The sequence below is a fragment of the Arthrobacter stackebrandtii genome, assembly GCF_017876675.1.
Taxonomy (GTDB): Bacteria; Actinomycetota; Actinomycetes; order Actinomycetales; family Micrococcaceae; genus Specibacter; species Specibacter stackebrandtii.
Map to the genome: position 1 here is coordinate 4,045,337 of NZ_JAGIOI010000001.1, position 19,576 is coordinate 4,064,912.

At 68.1% G+C, this 19,576-nt stretch carries 12 protein-coding genes; 1 reads left to right on the top strand and 11 read right to left on the bottom strand.

Annotated elements, in window-relative coordinates; all coding sequences use genetic code 11:
* Positions 1-41: 41 nt before the first annotated feature.
* The 3 genes from ureC to JOF48_RS17745 are packed head-to-tail and all read right to left on the bottom strand — an operon-like array spanning position 42 to position 2,495.
* On the bottom strand, positions 42-1,754 hold the full coding sequence (ureC, locus tag JOF48_RS17735; RefSeq protein WP_209683046.1) for an urease subunit alpha: 1,713 nt from the start codon (positions 1,752-1,754) through the stop codon (positions 42-44).
* Entirely contained in the window at positions 1,751-2,164 is a 414-nt protein-coding gene (locus JOF48_RS17740) for an urease subunit beta (protein WP_209683060.1), read from the bottom strand. The genes ureC and JOF48_RS17740 overlap by 4 nt, the downstream gene beginning before the upstream one ends.
* Before the next feature lie 28 nt (positions 2,165-2,192).
* On the bottom strand, positions 2,193-2,495 hold the full coding sequence (locus JOF48_RS17745) for an urease subunit gamma (RefSeq protein WP_209683063.1): 303 nt from the start codon (positions 2,493-2,495) through the stop codon (positions 2,193-2,195).
* Between the two features lie 333 nt (positions 2,496-2,828).
* Here JOF48_RS17745 and JOF48_RS17750 point away from each other — a divergent pair, with 333 nt between their 5' ends.
* A complete protein-coding gene (locus JOF48_RS17750) occupies positions 2,829-4,019 on the top strand; it encodes a cation:proton antiporter (protein WP_245346598.1) in 1,191 nt (396 codons plus the stop codon).
* A gap of 182 nt (positions 4,020-4,201) precedes the next feature.
* On the opposite strand, the gene fepB is transcribed toward JOF48_RS17750, so the two are convergent.
* From fepB to JOF48_RS17790, 8 genes are read right to left on the bottom strand one after another with little or no spacing between them, the layout of a single operon-like run.
* Entirely contained in the window at positions 4,202-5,206 is a 1,005-nt protein-coding gene (fepB, locus tag JOF48_RS17755; protein ID WP_342591293.1) for a Fe2+-enterobactin ABC transporter substrate-binding protein, read from the bottom strand.
* Positions 5,203-5,997, bottom strand: a complete 795-nt coding sequence (locus JOF48_RS17760; protein WP_209683069.1) for a 4'-phosphopantetheinyl transferase family protein — start codon at positions 5,995-5,997, stop codon at positions 5,203-5,205. The genes fepB and JOF48_RS17760 overlap by 4 nt, the downstream gene beginning before the upstream one ends.
* Before the next feature lie 47 nt (positions 5,998-6,044).
* Positions 6,045-7,358, bottom strand: a complete 1,314-nt coding sequence (gene entS / locus JOF48_RS17765; protein ID WP_209683072.1) for an enterobactin transporter EntS — start codon at positions 7,356-7,358, stop codon at positions 6,045-6,047.
* Positions 7,351-8,184, bottom strand: a complete 834-nt coding sequence (locus tag JOF48_RS17770; RefSeq protein WP_209683075.1) for a siderophore-interacting protein — start codon at positions 8,182-8,184, stop codon at positions 7,351-7,353. Before JOF48_RS17770 ends, entS begins: the two co-directional genes overlap by 8 nt.
* A complete protein-coding gene (locus tag JOF48_RS17775) occupies positions 8,181-16,751 on the bottom strand; it encodes an amino acid adenylation domain-containing protein (RefSeq protein WP_209683077.1) in 8,571 nt (2,856 codons plus the stop codon). Before JOF48_RS17775 ends, JOF48_RS17770 begins: the two co-directional genes overlap by 4 nt.
* A gap of 21 nt (positions 16,752-16,772) precedes the next feature.
* A complete protein-coding gene (locus JOF48_RS17780; RefSeq protein WP_209683091.1) occupies positions 16,773-17,003 on the bottom strand; it encodes an MbtH family protein in 231 nt (76 codons plus the stop codon).
* The gene (locus JOF48_RS17785) at positions 17,000-17,905 is read right to left on the bottom strand and encodes an isochorismatase family protein (RefSeq protein ID WP_209683094.1); all 906 of its coding nucleotides are present in this window, start codon (positions 17,903-17,905) and stop codon (positions 17,000-17,002) included. Before JOF48_RS17785 ends, JOF48_RS17780 begins: the two co-directional genes overlap by 4 nt.
* A 45-nt stretch (positions 17,906-17,950) precedes the next feature.
* Positions 17,951-19,573: a (2,3-dihydroxybenzoyl)adenylate synthase gene (locus JOF48_RS17790; RefSeq protein WP_209683097.1), complete on the bottom strand. Its 1,623-nt coding sequence runs from the start codon at positions 19,571-19,573 to the stop codon at positions 17,951-17,953.
* Between the last annotated feature and the right edge of the window lie 3 nt (positions 19,574-19,576).

Consider the following 19,576-nt stretch of genomic DNA (forward strand, 5'->3'; position numbering starts at 1 on the left):
CTTAATACATAGAGAAGTTGGCGGTGCGGGAAGTCTGTCTGTTAGAAGAGGAAGTAGCGCTGGGCCATGGGCAGCACGCTGGAGGGTTCGGCCGTGACGACCTCGCCGTCAACGCGCACTTCGTAGGTTTCGGGATCCACCAAGATGCTTGGCATTTCGCCGTTGTGCTTCATGTCCGCCTTGGTCAGGGTGCGGATGCCGTGGCACGGGCGCACCTCGTGCGCCAGTCCCAGCTCGGCGGGAACGCCGGCGTCGACGGCGGCCTGGGACATGAAGGTAATCGAGGACGAATGCACCGCCCTGCCGAGGGTGGCGAAGTTGGGCCGGAAGGTGCGCGGCTGCGGGGTGGGGATGGATCCGTTGGGGTCGCCCATGATGGACATGACCATCTGCCCGCCCTTGATCACCATCTCCGGCTTCACGCCAAAAAATGCCGGCTCCCAGATGACGAGGTCGGCAAACTTGCTTTCCTCGATGCTGCCCACATAGTCGGAGATGCCGTGGGCAATGGCCGGGTTGATCGTGTATTTCGCAACAAAGCGCTTCAGTCGGGCATTGTCGCCCACTGATGGGTCGTCGTCGTACTTCCCCCGCTGGCGCTTCATGGCGTCGGCCACCTGCCAGGTGCGCAGGACCACCTCGCCCACGCGGCCCATGGCCTGGGAGTCGGAGGAGGTGATGGAGAAGATGCCCATGTCGTGCAGCACGTCCTCGGCCGCGATGGTTTCCTTGCGGATGCGGGAGTCGGCGAAGGCCACGTCCTCCGGGATGTCCGGGCTGAGGTGGTGGCAGACCATGAGCATGTCCAGGTGCTCGTCGATGGTGTTGACGGTGAAGGGCAGGGTGGGGTTGGTGGAGGCCGGGAGCACGTTGGGCAGGCCGGCCACCTTGATGATGTCCGGGGCGTGCCCGCCGCCGGCACCTTCGGTGTGGAAGGTGTGGATGACACGGCCGTCGATGGCCTTGATGGTGTCCTCCACGAAGCCGAATTCGTTGAGGGTGTCGGAGTGGATGGCGACCTGGATGTCGAATTCGTCGGCGATCTTTAGCGACATGTCGATGCTTGAGTGGGTGGCGCCCCAATCCTCGTGGACCTTCAGCCCGATGACGCCGCCACGGACCTGTTCGGCGAGCGGTTCGCGGGCGCTGGCGTGGCCCTTGCCGAGCAGGCCCACATTGATGGGCAGGTTGTCCACCGCCTGGAGCATCTTGGAGATATGCCATTTGCCGGGCGTGACCGTGGTGGCCTTGCTGGCCTCCGACGGGCCGGTGCCGCCGCCGATAAGCGTGGTGACGCCGCCGGCCAGGGCCACGGGGACCTGGTCGGGGCTGACGAAGTGCACGTGGGTGTCGATGCCGCCGGCGGTCATGATCTTGCCTTCGCCGGCGATGATGTCGGTGGCGACGCCGATGGTGATGTCCACGCCGTCGGAAATGTCCGGGTTGCCGGCCTTGCCGATCTTGAAGATGTGGCCGTCGCGCAGGGCCACGTCAGCCTTGTAGATGCCGGTCCAGTCCAGGACGATGATGTTCGTGATGACGGTGTCGGGGATGTCCTCGTCGCGGGTTCGCTGGCCGTTTTGGCCCATGCCGTCGCGGATGACCTTGCCGCCGCCGTAGACCACTTCCTCCCCGTACCGGGTGTAGTCGTGCTCGATTTCGAGGAAGAGTTCGGTGTCGGCGAGGCGGATGGCGTCGCCGGTGGTGGGTCCGTAAAGGTCGGAGTACTGCTTGCGGCTCAGTTCAAAGCTCATTGTCCGTCCTTATCGGTTGTTGCTGCGGGGGTTTCCGGCTGTGCCTGGGTCGACGGCGACCGGCCGGGGAGCGCCTGCGCGGCACCCGGGCCGGCGGTGCCGCCGTCGAGCTTCCCGTTGACCTGGTCGCGGAAGCCGAACACCTGGCGTGTTCCGGCCAGTTCGATCAAGTTGACGGTCTTGGGGTCCCCGGGTTCGAAGCGGACGGCGGTGCCTGCGGGAATGTCCAGGCGGCGGCCGTACGCGGCGGGGCGGTCGAATTCAAGGGCGTCGTTGACCTCGGCGAAGTGGTAGTGCGAGCCGACCTGGATGGGCCGGTCGCCGCGGTTGACGACGGAGAGTTGGGTGGCATCCTGGCCGGCGTTGCACAGGATGGGCGGTTCGCTGAGAATGTATTCCCCGGGAATCATGGCTTGCTCCTTTGGCGCGCGGCTGGTGTCAGCGGATGGGGTTGTGCACTGTGACGAGCTTGGTGCCGTCGGGGAAGGTGGCCTCGACCTGGACGTCCTTGATCATTTCCGGCACTCCGTCCATGACGTCGGAGCGGGAAAGGATGGTGCTCCCCCAGCTCATGAGGTCGGCAACCGTGCGGCCGTCGCGGGCTCCTTCAATCAGTTCGTAGGTGAGGATGGCGACGGCCTCGGGATGGTTGAGTTTCAAGTTCCGGCCTTGTCGGCGGCGGGCCAAATCAGCGGCGACAACGATCATGAGCTTTTCCTGCTCACGGGGCGTCAAATGCATACATTCCTCCTGTGGAACTAACGGATCTAAGTCTCCACCCGTTATCTGCAACCGGCAAGAGAACATGCCGGGAGGCCCGTGGAATAGTGCCAGAGTAGCATGCAGGCCCGAAGCGGCAAAACTCGCTGGATTCCGCGGAATTTTGGGGTTTCTCGGGGTGGAGCCGCCGCTTGCCGCCGTGCTGCCTCGGACCGTGTCAAAGGCGGCAGGCACCAAAGCGGGCGCCGCCGTCGTGATTTCCGTGCGTCGGCATCGTTGGCGGCAGGTCCGCGAGCTGACAAACTGGGAACGACAGTTTCAATCCGGCTGAAGGAACCGCCCGTGGATGCTCTATTGACTAGCCTGATTCTCATACCGCTTGTGGCCGCCGCAGCCCCGCTCCTTGCGGACCTTGTGGGCAGGGTGGCGAAGGTTCCGCTGGTGGTGTTCGAGATTGCCTTGGGCATCATGATTGGGCCGGGCCTGCTGGGGTGGGTGGAACCCTCGGAGTTCGTCGGTGTGCTCTCCAACCTCGGCCTCGCCATGCTGTTTTTCATGGCCGGCAACGAGATCAATTTCGGTGCCATCAAGGGCAGGCCCCTCAAGCGCTCGAGCATTGCATGGCTGATATCGCTCGCGGGCGGTGTGGTGGTGGGCATCCTGCTGGCCCCCACCGTGCCCGCCGGCGTCTTCATCGGCGTCGCCCTGGCATCAACGGCGCTGGGCACGCTGCTTCCGGTGCTGCGAGACGCCAACGAGCTTTCGACGCCGTTCGGCAAGGCGGTCACCGCGATTGGAACTGTGGGCGAGTTTGGGCCGCTGCTGGCCATTTCGCTGTTTCTGAGCGGGCATTCCCTTGGCTCATCCGTTGTGGTCCTGGCGATGTTCGTGGCGATTTCCGGCCTGGCCATTTGGATGACCGGGCGCAGCGAGAACCGCACACTGCTGCGGCTGGTCAACGCCACTTTGCATTCAAGCGGCCAGTTCGCCGTCCGGCTCGTGCTGCTCATCGTGGCGCTGCTGGTGGGCCTGAGCCTGGTGTTTGGCCTGGACATGCTGCTGGGTGCCTTTGCCGCGGGCATCCTGTGGCGGGTGCTGATCTCCGGTGCCGCCCCGCACGACCGCGAAGTCGTTGAGCACAAGCTGGACGGGGTGGCCTTCGGCTTCCTGGTCCCCGTCTTCTTTGTCTACACCGGTGTCACCTTTGACCTGGACGCATTGTTGTCGGACCCCAAGACACTGGCCCTGGTGCCGATCTTCCTGGTCTTGATCCTGGTGGTCCGCGGCCTGCCGAACCTGCTCGCCGTCCCTGTGGGGTCCAGTAGCAGGGACAAGCGCGCCATCGTCCTGTTTGGTGCAACCGGGCTGCCGATCATTGTGGCCGTGACGGCGATCGGCCTGGACCGGGGCATCCTCACTTCCGGAACCTCCACGGCGCTGGTGGGCGCCGGCATGCTGTCCGTCCTGCTCTTCCCCATGCTCGCGCTGCTGGAGCGGAAGAAGAGCGTCGAGGCTGCCGCCGCGTCGGAGAAAACACCCCGTTAGCTGCTGCGGCGCCGGCGGCCAGCCACCCGTGGTGGCCGGCCAAGTGCGGGACCGGACCAAAGGGGCAACCACGCGCGGCACGTCGTTGGCACGGCTGGCCGAATGGAGAACGCCCCCTCACCAGGTGGCCGCGGTTCTCGGGGCAGCCATCAAGTGAGGGAGCGTCTTGTTTGCGGATGGGGCTAGCTGAAGGTCTCACCCAGCAGGTCCACCAGCTGGGTTGAGCTGTAGTAGTCCAGGCGGAACGAGGTCGGTCCCATGGCAACCACCTGGCCGGACTTGACCGAAGGCAGGTTCGCCAAAACCTTTTCCCCCTTGAAGGCTTCCACCATGGCATTGTCCGCTGCCAGGAGGAACACCGTGTTTCCGGTGGCTGCCCTGGTCAGGTTTTCAAAGGAGATGAAGGCGAAGTCCTGGCGGGGCTGGGCGCTGGTGTCCAGGCCCTCGGGGATGTCGGCGATCTTGAAGCCGAGGGATTCCAGCACATCGGCATGCGAGCCGCCCTGCTTGGCCACGCCATTGTCCTGGCCTGCGCCGTTGAAGCTGATGATGTTGGATTCGCCCTCGGGGAGCTTGATCTTGGCGGCGACGTCCTTCACGTGGGCGTCGTACTTGGCCACTGCGGCGCTGGCGGCAGCCTCCTGGCCCGTGGCCTCGCCCAGTTCGGCAGCCAAGTCCTGCCAGGACTGGCTGCCGTAGTTCACCACAATGGTGGGGGCAATGGCACTGAGTTCCTTGTAGTGGTCTGCGGCACTGTCGGCGCCCGAGGTGGAAACCACAATGAGGTCGGGGGCGGCGGCAACCACAGCTTCAAGGTCGAATTCCAGGGCCGGGTACAGCACGCCGACCTTGCGCTCGGTGGCCACAGTGGCCCACTGCGAGAAGAAGCCCTGGCTGTCGGTGACGTCACTGGGGTTCGTGGCTGCGGAACTGGTGACCGGGGCGTCGATGGCCAGCAGGGTGCCCGTAACGCTCAACGAGGTGGAGGCAATGTTCTTGGGCTTGGCCGGGATGACTGTTTCGCCGGATTCGTGCTTGACGGTGCGGGGCCACTCCCCCTGGCTGGCCGGGGCGCTTGCCCCGGCGCTGCCGGAGGTGGCGTCCGCCGAGCCGGAACAGCCGCTCAGGGCGATTCCGGCGGCCGCCACGGCCGCCAGCAGGGGCAGGATCTTGCGTTGGAACTTCACAGTTGTGTCTCCTCAGTTGATGGTGCCGGGTAGGCGTGTGGACGGAATTGTCCGGATGTTTCAAGCGCCGGCCTGGCCGCGCTTGCCGTGGAAAAACTTAGCATAGCCTTACCTAACTCTCTAAATGGCCATGTTTTTATTGCGTAATTATTCGCAGGTGCCGAAGGTTCAGGTATTTCGTGGCACCTGAGGCTCGACGCGCCCACCACCGCAACAGCCGCCGAGCACTCCACTGCAGCTTCGAGCAGTTGCACAGCAACCCCGCTGTGGACGTTGACTGCCCTGCTCCCCAGCACGCTGCCGGCAAAACACAGTTCGGCGGGATCGCGCCGCAGACCCTCGCCCACGGCCTTCAGTGCGGCCTCCTTGCGGACCCAAAGGTCCGTCCGCAGCTGCGGCTGCAGAGCCGGCAGCGTCCCAGCCACCAAGTCCCTTTCCGGCACCGACAGTGCCACCTGGTCAAACCCGTCAAAGCCGGTGGCGCAGTGCTGTTCCACATCCACCCCGACCATTCCGCCACGGGCCACCGCCACCACCACCACGTCCCCCGCATGGGAGACATTGGCACTCAGCCCCGGTGGACCGCCGGGCTGCCGGACCCAGGCCAGCTCAGGCCTGGTCCCGCGCCCGCCAGCCGCCAGGAGTTGCACCGTGCCGGGGTCGATGCCGAACTCAGCGGCCAGCAGCCGCTTGAGCAGAATCCGTGCGGCCGCCGATCTTGCACGGTCGGCCGGCAGCCTTTTGGCAGCAATGCAAGCCCGTTCGCCTTCGCTAAGCCAGGCCGCGTCCATGGCAACTTCCGGCGTGCCCCGGCAGATCCACACCTCGGCGCCCGGTGTCACGGGATGCCCGCTGCGGCGGTTCTCGCGGGCTGCTGCGGGCTGCCGGCGTCGTCCCCGCCTACGGGCCCGGTCCGGCGCAATGCCCCAAAACCGGCCATTCCGGCCAACCCCAGCACGGCAGCGGCGCCTCCGAACAGCACCACGGCGGTGGCTGCGGGCACGGCGCGGCCCAGGCCGCCCAGTCCGAGGGCGCCGATGGAATCGCCACCCACCTCCTGGGCCATCCAGAGCGCATTGACGCGGCCCAGCATGCGGTCAGGGGTGTGGGCCTGGACCAGCGCGTACTGCAGGATGCCGCTCATCGAGGCTAGCGCGCCGAACAGGGTCAGCATCATCAGGGCCGCGGGCAGGCCGGTGCACAGGCCCAACACCGCCAGGGCCAGGAATGAGGCCACGGACAGCAGGGCCATGGAACGCCCGGGCCGCCGAGTTGTGGTGGTCCAGCCGCTGAGCAAGGTTGCCAACACCGCCCCGCAGGGCACAGCCGCAAACAGCAGGCCCGTCCCCTGCGGCCCCACGCCGAGTGAGGTTGCAGCCAGGGCAGGCAGCATGATCCGAACCCCGGAGGCCATGGTCTGCAGCGTGCCGAGCAGCACCACGCCACGGACCACCGGCTGCCGGTAGACAAACACAGCGCCCTCCACGGCTGTCCTCACCGGGTGGCGGCGCGGCCCGGACCGGTCCGGCGGCAGGCTGGGCAGCCCCGTCAGCAGCGTGATGGTCACCAGTGTTGCAGCGGCCGCGCATGCATAGTTCCAGCCCACACCGGCCACGGCAATGATGGCTCCGCCCAGCGCGGGTGAGGCCATGGTGCCCAGCCGCACCGTGAGCATGTTCAGTGCCCCGGCCGCGGCAAGCTTGTTCCGTGGCACCAGTGTGGGTGTGACGGCCATGAGGGCCGTGACACTGAGTGCGCCGAAGAAGCCGTCCACGCCACCCACCACGTAGATGGCAGCGACGGAGGGTTCGGGCAGCCAGGCGTTGATGGCCAGCAGTGCGAATCCGCTGCCGCCCACCACCCGGGAAAAGACAATGATGCGCTTTCGGTCAAACCTGTCGGCGAGATCGCCGCCCACCAGCAGCCCGGCGAAGGCGCAGATGCCCTCGATTGTTGCCGCGGCGCCCACCTGAAGTGTTGATCCTGTCAGTTCAAAGATCTGCAGCGGCACGGCGACCGCCAGCATGCCCAGCCCGAAGATGGAGATGGTGCGGGCAATGAAGATGCGCCTAAAAGCCGGACTGCTGCGCAGTGGGCTGGTGTCAATCACCAGCCCGCTGGGCAGCAGCCTTCCCTTGGCCGGCTCAGTCATCGCCGTCCTGGACATGGTGGTCCAGGCCTTCCACGCCAACCTTCCAGTAGCCGTCAATGTCTGCGTGCGTCGGTGGCAGCTGCAAGACCTCGCGCACGTGCCGGCGGATGGGCTTGAGCGAGCCGGCCTCCCCTGCCGCCCAGACGAACAACCGGCCCGGGCCCGGCACGACGGCGGCAAATGCCGCTGCCAGGACACCGGCGCCGTGCACCGAACGGTCCAGGAAGGTGACAGTTGTGCCGGCCCTGCGCGGCAATGCGGGCTGCTCTGCCCGGGAGGCCACGCTGACCAGGACCGTGGCCTGTGCCCCGCGTGGCAGTTCCTCGAGCCAGCGCGCCACGGCAGGCACAGCTGTTTCATCCCCGGCTATCAGGAACTGGTCAAAGTCACTTGGGTAGATGTGGGACCCACGGGGTCCCAGTACGCCCAGGGGGTCGCCCAGTTTCGCCCCGATCGCCCAGCGTCCGGCGGGGCCGTGCCGGTGCAGGACGAAGTCTATGTCCAAGGTGCCGGCGTCGCCGTCATGCGCACGCACCGTGTAGTCGCGGAAGATGGGGCGCGGCCGCCCCTCCGGCATGGCGAGCCTGTCATCGGCAACCGTCGGCAGGTGGATTTCCCCGGTTTCCGTCTCCGGGAACACGAGCTTGACGTGGTCGGAGGTGGCCATGGGCGTGAATGGAAACGGTGCTTCCGCAGCCAGGCCGGCCAGCGTGATCCGCCGCATGGACGGTGTCAGGGTTTCAATGCCCGCCACGTGGAGCAGCCGCGGCACCAGTGGGTGCATGACAAGCCGGATGGGATTGGCCTCTGTTGATTGTTTGCTCATGGTGTTGCCTTTCCTTGGGTGCCGGCGCCCCCGCCGTGGGCCAGCAGGGCCGCCAGCAGGGGTCCGAGCACGGAGAGTGTTTCGGGGGCGAGGATGTCTTCGTGGGAGCAGTCGATGGGTTCGATGTCCAGGTTGCCAATGTGGCCTGCCCAGGCGCGGGCGGGGTCATGCCCGTCCGGGATGGTCCGGGTTGCCGTGAACAGCTGCGCACGGCCCGGGAATCTGCCGGTTGCGGCGCGGGAGAGCAGCCTGACGGAGTCGCGGTAGTTCTCCACAATGTCCCGGGCCATGGCTGCCTGTTCGGCTGTGGTGCCGCCGGGCCCCTGCTCCAGTTGTTCGCGTTCGGCTTCGGCCGCAACTTCCTCCTCGGCTCCGGAGCCCCAGTCTTGGCCTTCGGGAGGATAGGTGTCCAACAGTCCCAGGAAGGCCACGGCTTCCCCTTCGGCCGCCAGCCGGGCTGCCACGGCGTGGGCGATGGTGCCGCCGAGCGAGTAGCCAAGGAGGCTGTAGGGGCCGTGGGGCTGCACCGAACGGATGGTGTTGTAATGCCGTTCATGGGCCTCGGCCATGGTGGCGGCAGTGGCGAGCGGACCTCCGGGGCGCGGTGACTGCAGCCCCACCAGGGTTTGGGCGGGATCGAGGTGGCGGGCCAGGGCGCGGTACTGCCAGGCGAACCCGGAGGCCGGGTGGATGCAGAACAAGGGCAAGGTGCTGCCGGTGCGGATGGGCAGGACCTCGCCAAGTGCCTCCATGCCATCGGATTTCTCCGCAATGCGCCGGGCCAGGCCCTCCACGGTGCTGGCGGCCATGACCGTGCCCACGGCAACCTGCCGGTCCAGTAAGCGGCTGAGCCGTGCAGCCAGTGCCATGGCCAGCAGGGAGTGCCCGCCCAGGGCAAAGAAGTCATCCCCGGCATTGGTGGCAGGCACGCCCAGCACCTCCGTGAAGGCTGCCGCCACGGTCTGTTCCAGTCCTTCCCGCAGCTCACGGCCCGTGCCGCCGGTGATGACTGGCTCGGGCAGCGCCCTGCGGTCCAGTTTTCCGTTGCTGGTCAACGGCAGGGCGTCCAACAGGATCCAGTGCACCGGCACCATGTGTGCCGGCAGGGCACGTTCGCAAGCCTCCCTGCCGCGGGCCGGGAGGGCCTGCCCGGCAGCCGCCGCAGGATCCCCGGCGTCGTTATTGGACGGCACCAGGTAGGCCACAAGGATCCGGGCATCGGCACCGGCCGGGCCGGTGGCCGCTGCGGATGATTTCGCGGCCACCACGGCCGCCTCCACGCCGTGGGTAGCCGCCAGGACCGCCTCGATTTCACCGAGCTCCATGCGTTGGCCTCGGATCTTGAGTTGGTCGTCCGCGCGGCCCAGGTATTCCAGGGCGCCGCAAGGCAAACGCCGCACAATGTCGCCGCTGCGGTACAGGCGGGTGCCGTTGCCAAAGGGGTTGGCAATGTACCGTCCGGCTGTCAGGGCGGGGCGGCCCAGGTAACCGGTGGCCAGTTGCACGCCCCCCAGGTAGAGCTCGCCTGCCACGCCCGGGGCTACCGGGCGCAGCATGGAATCCAGCACATGCAGCTGCGTGTTCCATACGGGGCGGCCAATGGGGACTCCTGCGCCCAGTTGCCCGGGCACCGCCCGGGCGCCGGAATGGAAGGACACATCCACCGCGGCCTCCGTGGGGCCATACAGGTTTTGCACAGGCACCCCAAGCAACTGTTCGGCAGCGGCCGACAGCTCCCGCGGCAGTGCCTCGCCGCTGCAAAAAACGTGGCGCAGGGCCGGCAGCGGTTTCATGGAGTGACCGTGTGCGGCCAAAAAAGCGGCGAGCATGGACGGCACAAAGTGCACCGTGGTGACGGCGCCACGGCTCATCAAGGCATGGAGCTCCACGGGATCCTTGTGCGCTTCAGGCGGGGCAACCAGCTGTGCTGCACCGGCCAGGAAGGGCCAGAAGAACTCCCAGACGGATACGTCAAAGCTGGAGGGCGTCTTTTGCAGGACCACATCCCCGGCCCCGATGGGGTATTCGTGCTGCATCCAAAGCAGCCGGTTGGCAATGGCGCTGTGCGGCACCACCACCCCCTTGGGTTGGCCCGTGGAGCCGGAGGTGTAGATGATGTAGGCCGGGTGGCCGGGGGTCAGTTCCGCGGCAACCTGGGCGCGCCAGCCGGCCGGGCCCTGTGCAGCCAACGGCCCATTGCCAGCCGGTTCGTCAGCCAGGACGCTCACCATGCCGGGCGGGAACCCGCCGGCACGTCCCGCCGTGGTGAGCACGGCCGCGGGGGCCGCGTCCGCCAACATGTACGCGAGCCGCTCGGCCGGGTAGCCGGTGTCCAGCGGCAGGTACGCGGCACCGGCCTCGATGACGGCCAGCAGCGCAATGCTCAGGTGGGCCGAGCGCGGAATGGACACGGCCACAATGTCGCCGGTGCGCACGCCTGCGGTCCGCAGCCTGCCCGCCAGTTCCAGGACGCGCCCGCGCAGCTCGGCGTGGCTGAGGCTTTGCGCACCGTCCTGCAGGGCAGCGGCCGGCCCAAATGCGGCGGCGCCCACTGCCAGCAGGTCCCGGATGGTGGTTTCCGGGACATCGCGGTTGCTGTAGTTGGCCTCCGCCAGGACGGTGCGCTCGTCCGGAAGCAGTGCCGTGGTGGCGGCCAGGGGCTGCTGTCCGGCTTCGATAATCTTTTCCAGTGCCGCCTGGAAGCGGGGCAGGATGGCAGCACCGGCAGCCTCACCCAGGCGGTGTTCAAGGACCACCTGGTACCCCTGCCCTGCCGGCAGGACCAGCACGGTCAGGGGGTAGTGGGTGTAGCCGCGGTTTCGCAGCCCAGACACGGCCAGGGCGTCCGGGCCCGGCCGTTCGGATGCCTCCTGCGCCGGGTAGTTTTCCATGACAAACAAGGTGTCGAACAGCGTTCCTGTGCCGGCCAGCGCCTGGATTTCGCCCAGGCCCAGCGTGGCATGCTCGCGCAGTTCGGACTGGTGGGTCTGCAGTGCGGCCAGGTGTCCGGCAGGTGTGCCGGCCGGGTCCAGCTGCACGCGGACGGGCACCGTGTTGGTGAACAGCCCCACCACGTCCTGGACGGCTTGGTCCTCGCGGCCGGAGACGGTGGTGCCGAAGACGACGTCGGTCCGTCCCGTCAGTTCGCCCAGCAGCAGTGCGTGGGCCAGGGCGAAGATGGAATTGTGGGTGGCACCGTGCCGCTGTGCGGCTTCCGCCAGGCGGCGGGTGAAGGCGGCATCCAGGTCCAGGCAGATCGTGGCCGGCTCACCGCCTTCTGCGGCGGTGACCAGCGTGCCTTCCGCAAGGGTTGGGGTGGCACCGGCGAAGGCCGCCGCCCAGGCGTCCCTGTCGGCGGAGGCGGGGATGCGTTGTGCGCAGGCCGCGGCATAGCCGGCCAGGGTGGTGGCCGCAGCGGGGCGGCCGGTATTGTAGCAATCCAGCAGGGACTGGACCATGAGCGGTGTTGACCAGCCGTCCACCAGCAGGTGGTGGGCGTTGAGCACCAGCCGGGCGGATCCGTCGGCCCAGCGGACCAGGCGGGCGGTGAGCAGTGGACCGCGCTCCACGGTGAAGCTGCGTGCGGCCTCGGCACGTTCCAGGGCCAGGGTCTCGGCGGGGCCGTCACCGCCTGCCGGCACCGAGGACTCCTGGAAGTCCACGGGCCGGCGGAAGGCCGGGTGGCCGATGTACTGCACGGGAACGGGACCTGCCGTGGTGTTGAACGAAGCCCCAAGTTGGGGATGGGTGTCAACCAGGTGTTCCAGCGCAGTCCGCAGGCGTCCCGTGTCCACGGGACCGGTGAATTCCATGACGGTGACGGAACTGTAGCTGCCGGCGTCGCCGCCGAGCTGTTCGTGAAACAGCAGCCCCTGCTGCAACGGCCCCAGCGGCAACACCGCAAGCGCAGGGCCGTGGCTTTCCTGGAGCCGGTTCAGCCCGGCGGCGTCCAGAACTGTGCCACTGACGTCGGCCGGCACCAGGGTGGCGGCTGCCTTGCGGGGTTGGGCTGCGGCGAACTCCGCCAGTGCCGTGGCGGCCTGTTCCATGCCGGCAGTCACGGCACTGGCATCTGCCTCGTTGAGCAGCCGGGAGGCCCAGCTCCAGCACAGGGCCAGCCGGGTTCCGTCCAGGAACGCGTTCAGTTCCAGCGGGTGGGCCAGCGGCATGGTGGCGTCCTGGCTGACGGCGAAGGTGTCGGCGAAGGAGCCGCCGGCCTGCACGGGGGTGAAGTGTCCACCGTGGGAGCTGAAGCGGCCAAGGTAGTTGACCAACAACGCCGGCGGGTTCTGTGCGGACGCGGCGACAAGGCCTGCTTGCTCGCGGGCATCAAGGTGGCGCAGGATGCCGTAGCCGAGGCCGTCTCCGGGGGTGGCCCGGACGGCCTGCTTGACGGCGCGCAGCACGGCTGCGGGATCGCCGCCGCCGGCCAGCAACACGGCTGTGTCGAGGCCGTCGAGTGCCACGTGGATGGGATGTTCGGCAGTCAGCCAACCAACTGTCCGCTCCAGGTCCAGGGTGTCGCTGTGGCGTCCGTGGGATTCGCGGGTCATGGCCAGGGCGTCCACGCCGAAGTGGTGCGCCGCGGCCAGCACCGTGACGGCCAGCAACGTCTCCTCAACCGTGGCCTGGAACGCTGTTGGCAGGGCGGAGAGGATGGCCGTGGTGGCTTCCTCGCTGAGCAGGATCCGGCTGCTGCCTGCCGTGGCCTGCGTGTCCAGCACGGGGTCCATGGTGCCGCGGCCCAGCGGGTCGGGGCCGCCGCGCAGCTGGTCGAGCCAGTGCGGCAGTTCCGCGCGCCGTGCCTCCTTCTGTGCGTGGAGGCGGCTGCCCCAGTGCCGCAGCGAGGTTTGTTCGGGCTCCAACTGCGGCGTGCGGCCGGCCAACAATGCCTGTACGGCTTGCTCGAGGTCCGGCAGCAGCGTGCGCCAGGAGACGCCGTCGACCACGAGGTGGTGGATGGCCAGCACCAGCAGCCGGGCGCCGGGCTCCGCGGGCTGGACAGGCACGCCGTCGAGCAGCACGGCCTGGACCATGGCGCCGCCCTCGGGGTCCAGCAACTGGGCCGCCGCGTGGAAAGCAGAGCTGGCGGTGGTGCCGGGCATCCCCGACAGGTCCATGGTGGTGCGGGAAGCGTCGATGGTCTCCCTGCCTGGGATGTGCAGCATGCCGTTGCGCAGCTGGGCGCGCAGGGCGGGGTGGGTGCGCAGCAGTGCCGTGAGGGCCTGCCGGAGGATCTCCTGCGTCAATTCCTGCGGGACGCTGACGCAGACACCCTGTGCGTAGTGTGCGTCCAGCCCGGCCGTGCTGCCCAGCCAGCATTGGATGGGCAGCGGGGGGACATCGCCCTCTGCTGCCACATCCTGGCGGACGTCCTGATGCAGGGGTTCAAGGGCGGCGGCCAGTGCGGCGGGAGTGCGCCGGGCAAAGATGTCGCGGGGACGCAACGCCCAGCCGGCGCGGCGGGCCGCCCCGCACACGGCCATGGCGGAGATGCTGTCGCCGCCAAGGACAAAAAAGTCGTCGTCGGCGCCCACTGCTTCCCGGCCCAGCACGGCGGCAATGGCGGTGCACAGCAGGTCCTCGCGGGCGTTGGCCGGGGCGCGGCCCGGCTCACTGGGCTCGGTGCTAGGTGCTGGCAAGGCGGCCTTGTCCACCTTGCCGTTGACGGTCAGGGGAAGGACGGGAAGGGGCACCAGCACGGCGGGGACCATGTAGTCCGGCACGGTGGCGGCCAGCCCGGAACGAAGGGCGGCGGCATCCACCGGCGCAGCATCGTGTCCGGGCACGTAGTAGCCCACGAGCCGGCTGGTCTGGCCAAGTTGTTCGGCAATGACCACTGCGGCGGCCACCCCGGGCAGTGCGCCCAGCGCATCCTCGACCTCGCCAAGTTCCACCCGGTGGCCGCGAATTTTCACCTGGTCATCGGCGCGGCTGAGGTAGTCAAGCTGGCCGTCCAGCTGCCAGCGGACCAGGTCGCCCGTGCGGTACATCCGCGCACCGGGCATGAGGGGGTCGGCCACAAACCGGGAGGCGGTCAGGGAGGGGCGGCCCAGGTAGCCGCGGGCCAGGCCGGGGCCGGAGATGTACAGCTCCCCCACCGCACCCGGTGGCACGGGGCACAGGCGGGAATCGAGCACATGCACGCGGGTGTTGCCGATGGGCCGGCCCACCACCGGATGCGGCGAATCGGCAACACCGGCGCCCAGGGTGTCCACCGTGTATTCGGTGGGTCCGTAGAAGTTGTGGCTGCGTGTTTCGGGGGCGGCGCGCAGGGCTTGCCACAACGACGGCGGGGCGGCCTCGCCGCCGAAGAGCACCAGCGCCGGGTGGTGCTCACCCGGCGCCAGAAGGCCGCAGTCCAGCAGCTGGGTGCCCAGGGACGGGGTGATGTCAATGGCGTCGATCCGCTGGTCCCGGATCACCTCCACAATGGCCTGCGGGTCGCGGCGCTGTTCGTCGTCGAGCACGTGCAAGCGGTGCCCCAGGAACAGCCAGATCAATTGCTCCCAGGAGGAATCAAAGGAGAAGGAGGCGCTGTGCCCGGCCCGCACGCGGCGGCCTGCGAGCGCGTCCACGGTTTCCCCAAAAACCCCGGCCCCGTGGACGGCCAGGAGATTGGCGAGTCCCTCATGGGTGGTCATGACTCCCTTGGGCCGTCCCGTGGAGCCGGAGGTGTAGATAATGTAGGCAAGATCGGCAGGGTGGAGGGGCCGCAACCTGTCCTGCTGCGTGACGGGCGCAGTTGCCTGCCCGGCCAGTTCCCGGGCGATGTCGGGGGTGTCCAGGGTGAGGGTGGAACCGTCGAAGGCAATGCCTGGCTGGACCGTTGACGCGGTCAGCAGGATCTGGGGAGCGGCGTCCTGGAGCATGTAGGCAAGGCGCTCGCCGGGGTAGTCCAGGTCAAGGGGCAGGTAGGCGGCGCCGGCTGCGAGCGCAGCGGAAATGGCCACGACGGTGTCCATGGAGCGCGGCAGTGCGATGGCCACAACGGTCCCCGGGCCCACGCCGCGGGAGATGAGCGCCCGGGCCAGTGCGTTGGTGCGCGCGGACAGCCCGGCGAAGGTCAGGCTTCCTCCTGCATCGGACAGGGCCGTCTCGTGCGGGTGCGCTGCGGCGTGGGCGTCCAGCAGGCCTGTGATGGTGCCGGCGCCGGGGGCGAGGCGCGGCCCCCTGCCCCAGTCCCCCTGGATCCGGCCCAGTTCCTCCGGCAGGGGCAGTACTGCGTCCGCCAAGGGCTGGCCCGTCTCCACGAGTTCTTCAAGCCAGTGCGCCAGCCGGCGGGCGTGCAGTTCCACCTCCAGTTGTGTGTACAGGCCGGAGGCTGCCTCGAGTTCCAGGACAATCTCGCCGCCGTTCCTGTATACGGACACCTCGAGATCGTCCACGGGGCCGGCGGAGAGGTGGTTGGTGCGCAGCGTGGCACCCGGCAGTTCGAACGGGTATTCGAAAATCTTCAGGTTCAGCACGGTTCCGTACAGGGCAGTGCCGCCGCCCACCATGCCCAGGTCGCGCTGGAGCTGTTCGGCCCCGTAACGGCTGTGCGGGCGGATCCGGGCCAGGGCCGACGCCGTGGCCGCGGCTGCGCGGCCCAGCCCGGCACTGGGCGTGAACTGCAGGTGCAGCGGCATGACGGCCACTACGGGGGCTGCCGCATTCAGCGCCGCTGTGCCCATGCGGCCCATGAACGGCACGCCCAGGACCACGTCGGTGGAACCTGCCATGCGGGCCACGTAGCTGCCGACGCCGGCGCTCACCACATCCGCCCAGCTCACCTTGTTCTCCCTGGCCAGGGCGGCAATGCCCTCGCCGAGCCGGGCATTAAGGCGCGCCTCGGCACACCTGCTTCCCGAGGCGCCGGTGATGGCTTCCGTGCGGGATTCGGGGACGGCAAGGCTGGTGCCCGGGGGCAGCTCCCGGCAGTAGTCGCGCCAGAACATTGCGTCTGCCTCCTCATGTTCCGACCTCCGGTAGCTGGCCTCGGCGCCACCCACATCGCGGGTCGGGGTGAATGTCGAGGGCGGCGCCGTGCGGCCCTGAACCAGCGCACGATAGTGTTCCAGGATGTGGCGGGTGATGGCGGTGAAGCTGTAGCCGTCCAACAGGATGTGGTGGTAGCGCTGGTACCAGAGCCACTGCGTGTCCCCCATCTGCATGAGCACGTGGCGGTACAGCGGCCCGCCACCTTCCAGGGAGACGGGGGTGGCCAGGTCGGCCGCCATGAGCTGTTCCGCAACTGCCGTTCCCTGTCCGCGCAGGTCAACGAGCTCCAGCGGCTCGCGGCCGCTGTGTGCGGGCCACTGGGCGGGCGCACCTTCAACTTCGCCAAAGGCGAATCCCAGGGTGTCTACCGCCGCCAGGCCCAGGGCCACTGCTTCGGTGAGGGCCGCGGCGTCGAGCTTTCCCTCGATGGCGGTGCTGCGGGCCACGTTGTAGCTGCTGGCGCGCTCCCCCTCGAGATGGTGGGCATACCAAATGCCCGGCTGGGCTCCGACCAGGGGCAGCACGTGGCTGGCTTCCGGCCCGGGTGTGGGCAGTTCAAGGGTGGACGGTGACGGCGTTGCCATGGGTTTTCCTGTCGGTGGGGGCTAGCGGGACACGGTGGCGAGGATCTGGCCGAGCAGGCTCAGCGGCCTCAGGTCGGTCCAGTGTCGCTCGATGTAGTCGTTGCAGGCTGTGTGGGAGTCGGGGCCATGGATGGCGTGCCAGCCCAGCGGGACGGGGACAAACTCCGGCCACAGGCTGTGCTGGCCCTCGGCGTTGGCCAGGACCAGAAACACGCCTTCGTCATTGTCAAAGGGGTTGCCCGCCGCGCTCATGCCCCTGCCCCCTGCAGTGCCGGTGCCTGGCCTTCAAGGGCGGCGGCCCACTCCCGCACGGTGGCCGCAGCGGCCAGGGTTTCAAAGGAAACCTCCAGGCCATCCGCTCGCAACGTCTCCACCAGGTCCATGATGCGGATGGAGTCCAGCCCCAGTTCCAGCAGGTTGTCGTGGTCGCCAATGTCGGCAGCGTCCATGTACATGAGCTCGGCCACGCGGCTGCGGACCAGCTCACTCACGGGCACGGGCGTTTCCGTGGCGCCCGACCATGCGGCGGCCAGTTCGTCGGTTCCGGTGACCACCCCGCAGCGCCCGGCCACCCACTCCAGCGCCTGGGCGTGGTGGGCGGCGGTGAAGTCGGCCACGGCGTCGGCCACCATGAAGGGCTGGATGTCATGCATGAAGGCGTCCGCGGCAGAGACCTGGCAACCAATATGGGCGTAGACGCCGGTGATGACGAGCTGGTCCCGGCCTGCGGCGTGCAGTGTTTCGGCCAGGTTTGAGCGCTGGAAGGCCGAATAGCGCCACTTGGTCAGCACGGTGTCCTGCGGCTGCGGCGCCAGCACTTCAACAATGCGGGCACCCTCCTCATTGGAGCCGATGCCGGGTCCCCAAAAATCTGTCAGCAGGGCGCGGTCCGCCGGCTGCTGGTGCGGGGGCTGTGCCGTGTAGAAAACGGGGATGTTCAGCTCCCGTGCCAGCGTGAGCAGCCGGCCAATATTGGCCAGCAGCGACCGGCCCGGCTCCTGCCCTGCGCCGTAGGGGCGCAGGAAGTGCTGCTGCATGTCATGCACCAGCAGTGCCGACCGGGAGGGGTCCGGGGCCCACGGCACGCAGCGCCGGGGCAGTTCGGCCGTGGCCGGAAGCTCATAGGAGATGGATTGGGGAAGGTCGTTGCGCATGGTCAGTCCTTTGCGTGTCAATAGTTTTGTCGTTGTTGCTGGGGTTCAGGCTGTGGGGTTGAGTTGGGCGGCAAGGGCGCGGCGCAGTTCCGCCCGGCTGTTCTTGCCAACGCCCGTCAGGGGAAAGTCCGGCACAATGTGGACCCGGTCCGGGACCTTGTGCGCCGCGACGCCGCGGCCGCGCACAAAGGTGACGATCTCCGCCCGGCTGGGGGCCACGCCGTCGGGCACGATCACGGCACAGGAAATCTCGCCGAGGAACGGATCCGGCACCGCAACAAGGGCGGCGTCGTGGACCCGCGGGTGTGCCAGCAGGTGGTCCTCGACCTCCTCGGCGGAGATCTTTTCCCCGCCCCTGTTGATCTGGTCCTTGCTGCGGCCCTCCACCACCAGGTGCCCGCCGGGAAGCTGCCGGGCAATGTCCCCCGTGCGGTAGTGGCCATCAGCGGTGAAGGCAGTCTTATTGTGCTCGTCCGCCTTGTAGTAGCCGCGGATGGTGTACGCCCCGCGCGTGAGCAGGTGCCCGGGATCCCCCGGGGCCACGGGCTGGCCTGCGTCGTCAACGATCAGCACCTCGTCTGCCTCACTCATGGGCCGCCCCTGTGTTTGCGCCACAGTGACGGCGTCGTCGTCGGCGCGGGTGTAGCAAACCAGCCCCTCGGCCATGCCGAAGACCTGCTGCAGCTGCACCCCCAGGACCTCTTGAAGTTCGACGGCGGCACCCGGCAGGAATTTCGCCCCACCCACCTGGACGGTTTCCAGGCTGCTCAGATCCGGTGTGGAGGTGCGGGCGGCCCGGGTCCAGGCCAGGGCCAGCGGCGGCACCAGCGGAACGCATGTGACCTGCTCTCGTTCAATGAGCGGGAAGGCCAGATCCGGTGAGCCGTTGCCGGCCAGGACCACCTTGCCGCCGGCCAAAAGTGCGCCAAGGAATCCCGGGGAGCTCATGGGGAAGTTGTGGGCCGCGGGCAGCACCAGCAGCAGGACCGTCTCGTCATCGAAGCCACAAATCTCGACGCTGCGCCGAACAGAGTAGAGGTAGTCGTCATGGCTGCGGGGAATGAGCTTGGGGGTGCCGGTGGTTCCGCCGGAGAGCTGGAGGAACGCCAGTGCCGTGGTGTCCACAGGCACTGTTTGCTGCGCCAGTGCGGCACCGTTGCGTGCCACAGCCTCCAGCGCCACCTGCCCCTCGCCGGGGGTGCCATCAATGATCAGCTGCAGCCCGCCCGGGATCCCCTGGGACAAGGCGCCGGCCAGCTCCCGGTAGTCGAAGCCGGCATGCACCGCCGGGCCAATGTACGCCACGGGGGCGGCCTGGACGGCAATGGCCGCCAATTCGCTAATGCGGTGGGCCGGCAGCAGGTAGACCGGGACGGCCCCGGCCCGCATCAGTGCCATGGCGGAAACAATGAAAGAGACCCGGTTGGGCAACTGGAGCAGCACCCGCTCCCCCGGGCGGATGCCTTGGGCTGCGAACCCGGAGGCCAGGGCGGAAATGCGCCGTTCGAGCTCCCCGTATCCAATCCGTTCCGTCTCATCAACCAGGGCAATCCGGTCCGGAACCGTGCGGGCAAACCTGGCTGCGACGGCGTCCAGGCGCTCGCCGGTCCAGTAGCCGCGATCGCGGTACTGCCCCACCAGCTCGGCGGGCCAGAGACTGCATCCCATTGC